General features: G+C 65.0%; 7 protein-coding genes. 1 reads left to right on the top strand and 6 read right to left on the bottom strand.

Annotation, left to right across the window (positions count from 1 at the left end):
• Positions 1-16 precede the first annotated feature (16 nt).
• The 5 genes from B5V02_RS02570 to B5V02_RS02550 form a co-directional block, all read right to left on the bottom strand.
• Positions 17-1,108, bottom strand: coding sequence for a DNA topoisomerase IB (locus B5V02_RS02570; RefSeq protein WP_111542695.1), 1,092 nt, complete (start codon positions 1,106-1,108; stop codon positions 17-19).
• 99 nt (positions 1,109-1,207) lie between these two features.
• Complete coding sequence (locus tag B5V02_RS02565) at positions 1,208-2,092, bottom strand: transglutaminase family protein (protein ID WP_111542694.1); 885 nt, start codon at positions 2,090-2,092, stop codon at positions 1,208-1,210.
• Positions 2,093-2,159: 67 nt separating this feature from the next.
• The gene (locus B5V02_RS02560; protein WP_111542693.1) at positions 2,160-4,571 is read right to left on the bottom strand and encodes a circularly permuted type 2 ATP-grasp protein; all 2,412 of its coding nucleotides are present in this window, start codon (positions 4,569-4,571) and stop codon (positions 2,160-2,162) included.
• 6 nt (positions 4,572-4,577) lie between these two features.
• A complete protein-coding gene (locus B5V02_RS02555; RefSeq protein ID WP_111542692.1) occupies positions 4,578-7,937 on the bottom strand; it encodes a transglutaminase family protein in 3,360 nt (1,119 codons plus the stop codon).
• A 111-nt stretch (positions 7,938-8,048) separates the two neighbouring features.
• Positions 8,049-9,239, bottom strand: a complete 1,191-nt coding sequence (locus tag B5V02_RS02550) for an acyl-CoA dehydrogenase (RefSeq protein WP_111542691.1) — start codon at positions 9,237-9,239, stop codon at positions 8,049-8,051.
• 148 nt (positions 9,240-9,387) lie between these two features.
• Between B5V02_RS02550 and B5V02_RS02545 the strand changes: the two genes are divergently transcribed.
• The gene (locus tag B5V02_RS02545; protein ID WP_111542690.1) at positions 9,388-10,278 is read left to right on the top strand and encodes a LysR family transcriptional regulator; all 891 of its coding nucleotides are present in this window, start codon (positions 9,388-9,390) and stop codon (positions 10,276-10,278) included.
• On the opposite strand, the gene B5V02_RS02540 is transcribed toward B5V02_RS02545, so the two are convergent.
• Positions 10,279-12,603: a Tex family protein gene (locus B5V02_RS02540; protein ID WP_111543693.1), complete on the bottom strand. Its 2,325-nt coding sequence runs from the start codon at positions 12,601-12,603 to the stop codon at positions 10,279-10,281.
• Positions 12,604-12,674: the final 71 nt, after the last annotated feature.

Below are 12,674 nucleotides of genomic sequence, written 5' to 3'. Positions count from 1 at the left end.
CGCCCCTTGTCGCCAGTCAGCTTTCGCGCGTCTTCAGCCATCTCAGCACAAGGGCTTCCTCGCCATCGAGACCGTCCACCCGGCGCTTGCGCTTGTTGGCTTGCGCCATTTCGTCGAGCAATCGTCCTTGCGACCAGGCCTCGTAAACCTGCGGATGGATGTAGCATTTGCGGCAGACGGCACGTGTGTTGCCCAGCCGCTCGGCGATCTTGTCGATGACGCCGTTCATCACCCGCCTTTGCTGCGCCTGGCTTTCCGGCAATTCCGTCTGTGCAAACAGCGACGCCGCACGGATGGTGCCGCCCCAGGTGCGGAAATGCTTGGAGCTGAACGCATCGCCAACGGCCTCGCGGATATAGCAGTTGACGTCCTCGGAACGGACCGGCCGCCTGTTGCCATCGTCGTCGAGATATTGGAACAGCTTCTGGCCCGGCAAGTCCTGCGCACCCCGCACAATGCCGGCGATGCGGCGGTCGACCAGCTTCAGTTTCCATTCCTTGCCGGATTTGCCCTTGAAGGCAAAACGCAGGCTCGAGCCCGAAATATCGACATGGCGGTCGCGCAGCGTGGTCAGTCCGAAGCTCTTGTTGTCGCGGGCGTAGGCGACATTGCCGACGCGGATCATCGTGTTGTCGAGCAGCCAGACGACGGCGGCGACGACGCGCTCGAGCGGCAGGCCGTGACGGCGCAGATCACCGTCTATCCTGCGCCGCAGGTCAGGCAGGCTTTCGGCAAAGGCGACAAGGCTCGAATATTTGGCACCGTCGCGTTCTTCGGCCCATTGCGGATGGTAGCGGTATTGCTTGCGGCCGCGCTGGTCCCTGCCGGTTGCCTGGATGTGACCGTCGGCGTCGGGCGAAATCCACACATCCGTCCAGGCCGGCGGAATGACGATCGCCTCGATGCGCGCCCTCACGGCGTCCGGAACTGCCCGCCCGTCCGGCCCCTTGTAGGAAAACCCCTTGCCTGTCTTCAGCCGGCGGATACCAGGCTCGGCATCGCTGACATAGCTAAGCGAGGCGTGATTGGCCGAGCTTTGCGCCTCGTTCTTCGGCACAGCCTCTTCGTCAGCCGATCGGCTGTGCGACAATCCGGATTTTCGCAGCATGTCTGCTCCACGCAAATGTCCGTAGATAAGCTGCGGGCCGATTGCTGGTTCCACACCCCGTCCGAAAAGCCTGCGGCGACGATGACGCCCGGCCTGCCTTCACGCCTTTTCAAGCACGACCGGAATGACATCGACAGCCTGCTCGCCGACCTGTCCCCCGGTGGTCTTGAGCACGCCGACGATCGGCGCCACGTCCGAATAGTCGCGGCCGTGGCCGACGGTGATGTGGTCGTTGCTTGCCCGCATGCCGTTGGTCGGGTCGAATTCCTGCCAGCCGGCATCGCGCCCGCACCAGACCTTGACCCAGGCATGCATGGCATCGGCGCCTTCCAGCCGAGGCTTGCCCTTCGGCGGGATGGTGCGCAGGAAGCCGCTGACATAGCCGGCCGGGATGCCGAGTCCGCGCAGGCCGGCGATCATGATGTGCGAAAAATCCTGGCAGACGCCGCGCCTCAAATTGAAGGCATCGCTGGCCCGGGTTCGCACCGTGGTCGCTTCGCCGTCATAGGTGAAATCGCGATGGATGCGATTGCACAGGTCCATTGCCGTGCCGGCGGCCGAGCCGCCGACGCTGTCGTGCGCATAGAGGGTGATCGCATCATCGAGGCCGGCATGAGTGCTGCCCGTCAGGAAATGGTGCGGTGTATCAGGCGCCAGCGACCGCACCGCGGCGAGTTCCTGCCTGAGCCGGCCGATATCCGGCGACACGTCGAGCCCGGGCTCGGGCCGCGACACCGATACCCGCGCGCTCATCCTTATGTCGAGCGCGTCATGCGCGTCGCGAAAGGCGATCGAGGTGACGTTGTTGCCGAAGAAGTCGGAAAAATCCGAACGCTCGTTGGGCGCCGGCGCAAAGGACAATGACGCGGCGATGACGCGCTGCACGCCGGAAATCGTCGACGGCAGCACGCGGATCTGATGGCGGCCGCCGCCGGCCGCCGCCGCATAGTCGTAGTGGAGATGGAGCCGGATGTCGTAAAGCATGCGCTACTTTTCTTGTCTTGGCGCAGGTTCTTGTCGCAAAACCGCGCGGCACTTTTGCGGAACCTGCTTAGCCGAAATAGGCTTTGGCGAGGCTGTTGTAGAGCCCACCGATTTCATAGGCGATATCGTCCAGCGCCTTTGCCGTCATGTCCGAAGGCTCCTTGATGGCGATCTGGGTGTTGAGCTGCAGTATCTCCTTCGCCGCCGGCGACATGTGCCCCTCGCCGCCGAGCGACGGCAACAGGCCAATCTCGGCCTTCAGCCGTTCGAGCTGGAACAGGATGGAGCGCGGATTGAGCGGGTCGAGCGCCAGAAGATCGATCACCGTGCGCCGGCCGGCCTGCACCGGATATTGCCGGCGGTGGGTCATCACGCTGTCGCCGATCTCCAGCATCATGTCGAGCGCGCCGTCCGGCGCCTTGGCACTGGTCAGCCGGGACAGCGTGCGGGCGATCTGGATGCCGCGCTCCAGCCGCCGGCCGATCTCCAGGAAACGCCAGCCCGCGAAACGGTACATGTTCTCATGCAGCAGGCCGGAGAAGCCGGCGAGCTTGCGCAGGATGACCGTCATGGCCCGTGTCGCGTCGTCGCCCGGCGCCACCGTGGTTGCGAACTGATGGATGGTCTTCGACAGGTCCTTGAGCGCCAGCCAGCCATCGGGCGAGAAGCGGTCGCGGATCTGCCCGGCGCTGTAGACGGCGCTGTCGAGCGTGCCGATCAGCCCTGACGGGATCGCCGTCTCGACATCGATGCCGAACGGCTCGAGATAATCCCTAATGTCGGCGAGCAGCGGCATATCCGGGTCGGAGGTCTCGGCCAGCCGCACATGATAGGCGCGCAGGATACGCACCGTGTCTTCCGAACGTTCGATGTAGCGGCCGAGCCAGGTCAGATTCTCCGCCGCGCGGCTGGGCAGGCTGCCCGGCCTGGTGCGTGTAAAACTGTCGCCTTCCTGCGGCAGCAGCGTTTCGCGCTCCACCGGCCGGTCGCTGACCACCCAGACATCCGCCGCCTGGCCGCCGCGCTGCATGGCGATCGCCGTCGGGTCGAGCGACAGGCCGACGCGGGCAAAACCGCCCGGCATCACGGTCCAGCCCTCGGGCGTTCGCGCCAGATAGACGCGCAGGCTCGCCGGCCGTGGCTCCAGCCAGCCGCCGACATAGACGGGTGTCGTCGAAAGCGTCACCGCTTCCTGGCCAACGAAGGCGCCGCCTTCGCGTTCGATGCGCGCCACCAGCTCCGCCCGCTCCCCGGCGGACAGCGCCGAGCCGAGCTTCGTCGAATCGTCATCCTCGAAGGCAAGCCGTGTTGACAGCGCCGGGCCGATCACCATGCGGTCGATATTGGCCAGCACATGCGCGCGCTCCGTCGCTTGCCCGCACCACCATGTCGCGACGCTCGGCAGCAGCAATTCCTCGCCCCGCAAGGCGCGCGAAATCTTGGGCAGGAAGGCAAGCAGCGCACGTGTTTCCATCAGACCGGAGCCAAGCGCATTGACGGTCGCAACCGCGCCCTGGCGGATCGCCTCGACCAGCCCCGGCGTGCCGATCTGCGAATCCGAGCGCAGTTCGAGCGGATCGGCGAAGGCGGCGTCGAGCCGCCGCCACAACACGCTGATCGGCATCAGGCCGGAGACCGTGCGCACCATCAGCCTGCCGCCGGAAACGGTGAGGTCCTCGCCTTCGAGCAGCATGATGCCGAGATAGCGGGCGATGTAGGCGTGTTCGTAATAGGTTTCGTTGAGCGGCCCCGGCGTCAGGATGGCGACGCGGCCGTCGGTCTCCTTGGCCATGCCGATCAGCGCATCGCGAAAGCGGCGGAAGAAGCCGGCAAGGCGGTGCACATGCATCTCGCCATAGATATCGGACAGCGCGCGCGTGGTGGCGACGCGGTTCTCCAGCGCAAAGCCGGCGCCGGATGGCGCCTGCGTGCGGTCGCCCAGCACCCACCACTGGCCGTCAGGCCCACGGCCGAGCTCGAAGGCACAGAAATGCAGGAAATGGCCGCCAGCCGGCCTGGTGCCGACGACGGGTCGCAAATATTCGGGGCTGGCGGCGATCAGCCCGGCTGGCAAGATGCCTTTTTCGACCAACCGGTTTGGCCCGTAGATATCGGCGATGGTTTCCTCGAACAGCTCGGCGCGCTGGACGAGGCCGGCGCTGATCGCGGCCCACTCGCTCTCTTCGATCAGAACCGGAACATGCGCCAGCGGCCATTCACGCTCATTGGCGCCGGCCTTGTCGTAGACACGGTAGTAGACGCCGGCATCGCGCAGATACTGGTCGGCGCGGGCAAAACGTTGGCCGAGTTTTTCGGCACCCAGCTCATCAAGCGCTTCGACAAAATGCTTCCAGACCGGACGGGGATTGCCTGACGCATCGACCATCTCGTCGACGACGCCGTCGAACGGCTGGTAGTGCTCCAGCAGGCTATGGTGCTGCGGCTTGCCGCGTACCCTCTTGTGATTCCCCTTTGCCATGTCCGATCACAGTCTTGGTGGACGCCGAAGGTCAAGGGTCATCGGGAAATCTTCCGCCGGTTGTTCCTCGCGCAGCACATAGCCGGACGGCGTATGACCGCGCGGCTCGAAGCGGGCGAGCCGCCGTGCCTCCGCCTCGTTGCCGTTGACCGGGAAGGTATCGTAGTTGCGCCCGCCGGGATGCGCGACATGGTAGACGCAGCCGCCGACCGCGCGGCCCGACCAGCGGTCGTAGATGTCGAAGACCAGCGGCGTGTTCACCGGCAGCGCCGGATGCAGGCCCGAAGCCGGCTGCCAAGCCTTGAAGCGCACACCAGCCACCGCCACTTCACGGTTGTCGGTGACCTTCATGGGCACGATGCGGCCGTTGCAGACCACCGCATGACGCTCGGGGTTCAGCCCCTCGGTCTTGACCTGCAGCCGTTCGACCGAAGAATCGACGAAGCGCACGGTGCCGCCGATCGCGCCCTGCTCGCCCATGACGTGCCACGGCTCCAGCGCCTGCCGCAGCTCCAGCTTGATGCCGGCGTGCTGGACCTCGCCGCAGAACGGGAAGCGGAATTCGAGCTGGGCATCGAACCATTCGGGTCTGAATTCGAAACCGTTGAGCTTGAGGTCGTCGAGCACATCGAGAAAATCGGCCCAGACATGGTGCGGCAGCATGAAACGATCATGCAGCGAGGTGCCCCAGCGCACGAAGCGGCCGTCGAGCGGGTTTTTCCAGGCGCGCGCGATGATGGCGCGCACCAGCAATTGCTGTGCCAGCGACATGCGCGCATTGGGCGGCATCTCGAAGCCGCGGAACTCGACCAGACCGAGCCGGCCGGTCGGTCCATCCGGCGAAAACAGCTTGTCGATGCAGATTTCCGAACGATGCGTATTCCCGGTGACATCGGTCAACAGGTTGCGGAACAGACGGTCGACCAGCCACGGCAACGGTGCCGCGCCCGTGTCCGGATGCGGCACCTGCGCCATCGCGATCTCGAGCTCGTAGAGCGAGTCGTGACGCGCCTCGTCGAAGCGCGGCGCCTGGCTGGTCGGGCCGATGAACAGGCCGGAGAACAGGTAGGACAGCGAGGGATGCCGCTGCCATTGCAGCACCAGGCTCTTCAACAGATCGGGCCGGCGCAGGAACGGGCTGTCGTTGGGCGTCGCGCCGCCGACCACGACATGGTTGCCGCCGCCGGTGCCGGTGTGGCGTCCGTCGATCATGAACTTGTCGGCGCCAAGCCGCGTCTGCCGCGCCTCCTCGTAGATTGCCGTCGTCGTCGCCACGCAATCGTGCCAGTTGGCGGCCGGATGGATGTTGACCTCGATGACGCCGGGATCAGGCGCGACGCGGATGACGTTGAGGCGCGGATCGTGCGGCGGGCCATAGCCCTCGATATGCACCGGCATTCCGATCGCCCTTGCCGCGTTCTCGGCCGCCGCGACCAGTTCAAGATAGTCTTCGAGCGCCTCTACCGGCGGCATGAACACGCAGAGCCGCCCGTCGCGCGGCTCGACCGAGAGTGCGGTGCGCACCGCGCCGCCGATCTCGGTGATTTCCTGCTCGACCCGGTCCTGCTGCCCAGTCGCCGCCGTGAACGACACCGCTTGCTGGCGGCGTGCCATTTCATCGGCGCCTTCCAGCTCGGCCGGAGCCGCGATGGGCAGGATCGCCTCGCGCGCCGGCAGCGGGCCGCGTGGCAGCGACGGATCGACCGGCACGATATAGGGGAACTGCGCCGGCGGCACATAGGGCAGCGTGCCGAGCGGCAAGCGATAGCCGACGGGTGAATCGCCCGGCACCAGGAACAACCGGCCACGCCGGGTCTTCCACTTTTCCGAACGCCAGCGCGGACCAGACGCCTGGCTGTTCCAGCGCTGCACCGGCAGCACATAGCCGGACGGCTTGGTTAGCCCGCGCTCGAACACTTTCGCCATGCGGCTGCGCTCTTCCGGATCCTCCAGCTTGGAGTTGGACGGATCGACATTGTCCGGCAACTTGCCTTCCTTGAGCAGCCACTCGGCCGGATCCTCAAAGGCTTCTCTGACCATGGATTTTTCGATGCCGAGTTCGCCTGCAATCGCGGTCAGCAGGCTTTCGGCCTGTTTCGGGCCGACATCGGCCTCGCTCTTTTCCCGCGCGATCAGCGACGGGTCGCTCCACACCGGCTCACCATCGGCGCGCCAATAGAGCGAGAAGGTCCAGCGCGGCAGGCTCTCGCCCGGATACCATTTGCCCTGGCCGTAGTGGAGAAAGCCACCCGGCGCGAAGCGCTCGCGCAGCTTCCGGATCAATGCATCGGCTTTTTCGCGTTTGGTCGGCCCGACGGCGGCGGTGTTCCACTCGGCCGACTCGAAATCGTCGATCGACACGAAGGTCGGCTCGCCGCCCATCGTCAGCCGCACATCCCCTTCCGAAAGCGCGGCATCGACCTTGTTGCCAAGCGCATCGAGCGCCTGCCAGCTTTCATCCGAGAACGGCTTGGTGATGCGCGGATGTTCGGCGATGCGATCGACCCGCATCTCGAAGCCGAATTCGACATTGGCAAAGCTCGCCATGCCGGAAATGGGTGCGGCATTGCGAAAATGCGGCGTGGCGGCGAGCGGCACGTGGCTCTCGCCGGTGAGCAGGCCGGAGGTCGGGTCGAAGCCGATCCAGCCGGCGCCGGGAAGATAGACCTCGCACCAGGCATGCAAATCGGTGAAGTCGACGGCGGTTCCCGGCGGTCCGTCCAACGCGACGAGATCCGGCTTGAGCTGGATCAGGTAGCCGGAGACGAAGCGCGCGGCGATGCCGAGATTGCGCAGGATCTGCACCAGCAGCCAGCTCGAATCCCGACACGAACCTTTTTTCGCGGCCAGCGTCTCTTCCGGCGAGAACACGCCGGTCTCCATGCGCACGATATAGGCGATCTCGCGCTGCAGCCGGGCATTGAGATCGACGAGGAAATTGACGGTGTTTTTTGCGCTGCGCTCGATAGTCCCAAGCAAGGCCGAAAGCAGCGGACCGGCCGGCTCCGGCGTGCGGTAGATGGCGAGATCGTCGCGGATCTCTTCCGGGTACTCGAACGGAAACGCCTCGGCCGATGGCTCGACGAAGAAATCGAACGGATTGTACACCGTCATGTCGGCGACGAGATCGACCTCGATCTTCAGTTCCGTCACCGGCTCGGGAAAAACGAAACGAGCCAGGAAGTTGCCGTAAGGGTCCTGCTGCAGATTGACGAAGTGGTTCGCCGGCTCGACCTTCAGCGAATGACTCAACACCTTGGTGCGGGAATGCGGCGCCGGCTGCAGCCTGATGATTTGCGGCCCGAGAACCACCGGCCGGTCATATTTGTAATGGGTCAGATGATAGACGGCTGCCAGAATTGCCATGGGGCCCCGGAATTCAGCGTTTCAAACGATTTCGCTGAACCCTGACACAAATGGCGGCCATTCTCCAAGCAGAGATGTTGCGGTGCACCTAATTTAAGCGGGTGTGCCGGCTTAGAAAAACGCCTGGATTCCCGTCTGCGCCCGTCCCAGGATCAGCGCATGCACGTCATGCGTGCCCTCATAGGTGTTGACGGTTTCCAGATTCTGCGCGTGGCGCATGACGTGGTAGCCGATCTGGATGCCGTTGCCGCCATGCATGTCGCGGGCCTGGCGGGCGATGTCGAGCGCCTTGCCGCAATTGTTGCGCTTGACGATCGAGATCATTTCCGGCGCCATCTTGCCTTCATCCAGCAACCGTCCGACGCGCAGGCTAGCCTGCAATCCGAGCGCGATCTCGGTCTGCATGTCGGCGAGCTTCTTCTGGTAAAGCTGCGTGCCGGCCAGCGGCTTGCCGAACTGCTTGCGGTCGAGGCCGTACTGGCGGGCGCGATGCCAGCAATCTTCCGCGGCGCCCATCGAACCCCAGGAAATGCCGAAGCGGGCCCGGTTGAGGCAGCCAAACGGACCGCCGAGGCCCTTGGCGTTCGGCAGCAGCGCGTCCTCGCCGACCTCGACACCTTCCATCACCACCTCGCCAGTGATCGAAGCCCGCAGCGACAGCTTGCCGCCGATCTTCGGTGCCGAAAGCCCCTTCATGCCCTTTTCCAGCACAAAACCGCGGATCTGGTTGTCATGCGCTGAAGATTTTGCCCAGACGACGAACACATCGGCGACCGGCGAGTTGGAAATCCACATCTTCGAGCCGGAGAGCCTGTAGCCATTGGCGGTCTTCTCGGCGCGCGTCTTCATGCCGCCCGGGTCGGAGCCGGCATCGGGCTCGGTCAGGCCAAAACAGCCGATCCATTCGCCGCTGGCGAGCTTGGGCAGGTACTTCTTGCGCTGCTCTTCCGAGCCATAGGCATAGATCGGATACATCACCAGCGACGACTGCACGCTCATCATCGAGCGATAGCCGGAATCGACGCGCTCCACTTCGCGCGCCACCAGTCCGTAGGTCACGTAGTTGGCACCAAGCCCGCCAAACTCCTCGGGAATGTTGATGCCGAGCAGGCCGGCCTCGCCCATTTCGCGAAAGATCGCCGTGTCGAAGGTCTCGTTGAGATAGGCGTCCTCGATCCGCGGCGCGAGTTTGTCGGCGGCGAAGGCCGCGGCACCGTCACGCACCATGCGCTCGTCTTCCGAAAGCTGGTCCTCGATCAGGAACGGGTCTTCCCAGACGAATACATTCTTGTCGGCGGCCATGGCTCTCTCCCAATCAATGCATGTCGCCCAAAAGATTCAGCGGTTTTGCGACATGCATGAAGCAAAATCTTGGCCCGGCTTATCGACCCGCGGCCCGAAAAAATCAAACGAAATTGCGTCGCCGATCAATGAGCGATAGTAATGGATCATGAGTGTCCAGCGCCGCCTTTTGCCCAACATCAGCGCCCTTGCCGCCTTCGAGGCAGTGGCCCGCCTCGGCAGTTTCACCGCCGCCGCCCAGGAACTCGATCTGACCCAGGGCGCGGTCAGCCGGCAGATCAGATTGCTGGAAGATCAGTTCGGCCGTCGGCTGTTCGAACGCGACAGCCGCAATGTCAGGCTGTCGACGGCGGGCGAAATCTACGCCGATGCGGTGCGGTCAGCGCTCGGCCAATTGCGTGACGCCGCCCTTGGATTGATGAGCAATCGGCATAGTGGCATCCTGAACCTTGCCATCTTGCCGACCTTCGGCACGCGCTGGCTGATGCCGATGATCCCCGATTTCGTCGAAACCAATCCCGATATCACCATCAACTTCGTCACTCGCGTCGGCCGCTTCGACTTCGCCCGCGAGCGGCTGGATGCCGCCATTCACTACGGCCTGCCGGACTGGCCGGAGGCCGACTCGACGCTCTTGGTGCGCGAAACGGTGGCGCCGGTCGTGTCGCCCGAATTCCTCGCCGGCCGCGCCATCGCCGCACCGGCCGATATCGGTCGCTTGCCGCTGCTGCATATGACGACGCGGCCGGGCGCCTGGACCGAATGGTTCGAGCACCAGGGCCTGAGCGCGCCGACCGGACCGGGCATGCAGTTCGAACAGTTCGGCACCGCCGCTCAGGCCTGCATGGCGGGGCTCGGCGTGGCGCTTTTGCCGCTGATCCTCATCGCAGGCGAATTGCAGCGCGGCCAGCTGGTGCCAGCACCCGGCCAGCCGATGCAAAGCCGCAGCGCCTACTATCTCGTCGTCCCGCACGACAAGCGCGGCCATCCGCCGGTCGCCAGCTTTCGCGACTGGCTGCTGACGCATCTGTCCGAATAGCTATTTCCGCTTCAACGCATCGGCCAGAGCCGCGCCGAACGCACCTTGCTGCGCCGGCCGTTCCGGCTGACGCTGCGGTGCGGACGAACGCGGCGCTGGCTTGCCACCCGTGGTGTCCCGTGGCCCGCCTCTCGATGCGCCGCCCTCGCCGCCATCCTTGCGCATGGACAGGGCGATGCGCTTGCGCTTGATGTCGACATCGACGACGCGCACCTTGACCACGTCGCCCGCCTTGACCACCTCATGCGCGTCCTTGATGAAACGGTCGGCCAGTTGCGAGACATGCACCAGCCCATCCTGATGCACGCCGATATCGACGAAGGCGCCGAAGGCAGCGACATTGGTGACGGTGCCTTCCAGCAGCATGCCGGGCTTCAAATCCTTGATGTCGTCGACGCCGTCGGCGAAGGTCGCCGTCTTGAACCCGGGGCGCGGATCGCGGCCGGGCTTTTCCAGCTCCGCCAGGATGTCGCGCACCGTCGGCAAGCCGAAACGCTCGTCGACGAAGACACGCGGATCGAGTGCCTTCAGCGCGGCACTGTCGCCCATCAGCGAGCGCAAGTCACGGCCGCAGGCGGCGACGATCTTCTTGGCCACGCCATAGGCTTCCGGATGCACCGACGAAGCGTCGAGCGGCTCGCTGCCATTGGCAATGCGCAGGAAGCCGGCGGATTGCTCGAACGCGCGAGGTCCAAGGCGGGACACCTTGAGCAGATCCTTTCGGCTGGCGAAGGGGCCGGTCGCGTCGCGATGCGCGACGATGGCGTCGGCGAGCGACGCGCCAAGGCCCGAAACGCGGGCCAGCAGTGGCGCCGAGGCCGTATTGAGATCGACGCCGACGGCATTGACCGCATCCTCGACCACCGCTTCCAGAGAGCGGCCAAGCCGGTACTGGTCGACATCGTGCTGGTACTGGCCGACGCCGATCGACTTCGGCTCGATCTTGACCAGCTCGGCCAGCGGATCCTGCAGGCGTCGGGCGATCGACACCGCGCCACGCAGCGACACGTCGAGACCGGGGAATTCCGCCGCCGCCGTCGCCGATGCCGAATAGACCGAGGCGCCGGCCTCGCTGACGATCACCTTGAGCGGCTTCGGCCCACCATCCGCAGGCATATCGGACAGCATGTCGGCGACCAGCTTTTCGGTCTCGCGGCTGCCGGTGCCATTGCCGATCGAAATCAGCTCTACCTTGTGCAGGCGAATGAGCTTGGCCAGCTCCGCCTGCGTGCCGCGCACATCGTTCCTGGGCGGAAACGGATAGACGGTCGTCGTCGTCAGCACCTTGCCGGTGCCGTCGACCACCGCCACCTTGACGCCGGTGCGGATGCCGGGGTCGAGCCCCATGGTGGCGCGCGAGCCGGCGGGCGCGGCCAGCAGCAAATCCTTGAGGTTGCGGGCGAAGACGTGGATTGCTTCCTCTTCCGCCCGCTCGCGCAGATCCCGCATCAGGTCGAGCGTCAGGTGCAGCGAGAGTTTTATGCGCCAGGTCCAGCCCGCCACCTCCATCAGCCAGCGGTCGCCCGGCAGGCTGCCGCCGATGGCATAGGCGTTGGCGATCATCCGCTCGACCGGCTTCACCGGTGACGTGTCGTCGGCATCGACCTCGATGTCGAGCGACAGCACTTCCTCGTTGCGGCCGCGCAGCATCGCCAGCGCGCGATGGCTCGGCACATTTGCCCAGCGCTCGACATGGTCGAAATAATCGGAGAATTTCGCGCCGGCCTCCTGTTTGCCGTCGACAACCCGGGCTCGCATGAAGGCGCGTTCCTTCATGTAGGTGCGCAATTTGCCGACCAGGTCGGCATTCTCGGCGAACTGTTCCGACAGGATGTCGCGCGCGCCTTCGAGTGCTGCCTTGGCGTCGGCTACCTCTTCGGTGACATAGGCCAGCGCCAGTTCGGCCGGGACCAGCGAACGGTCGGCGAGGATGGCTTCGGCCAGCGGCCCCAGCCCGCGCTCCCTGGCGATCTCGGCTTTGGTCCGTCGCTTGGGCTTGTAGGGCAGATAGATATCTTCCAGCTCCGCCTTGGTGGTGGCGGCGGTGATCTTGCCTTCAAGCTCGTCGGTCAGCTTGCCCTGCTCGCGGATGGAACCAAGGATGGTGTCGCGGCGCGCATCGAGCTCGCGCAGATAGACGAGACGCTCCGAAAGCAGGCGCAATTGCGTGTCGTCCAGCCCGCCCGTCACTTCCTTGCGGTAGCGCGCCACGAACGGCACCGTCGCGCCCTCGTCGAGCAGTTCGATCGCCGCCGCCGCCTGTTCGGGCCGCGCGGTGATCTCGGCCGCGATGATGGCTGCAATGCGCTTGATGTCGGATGCCATGTCGTTCCTGCTCTCGTCGAAAAGAGCGGCGACCATAGGCGCAGACATTCAGTCCGCCAACCGCCGCGTTT

Source organism: Mesorhizobium kowhaii (genome assembly GCF_003253745.1).
Lineage (GTDB): Bacteria > Pseudomonadota > Alphaproteobacteria > Rhizobiales > Rhizobiaceae > Mesorhizobium > Mesorhizobium kowhaii.
Note: the sequence above shows the minus strand (reverse complement) of the source record. Positions and strands in the feature narration are given on the sequence as shown.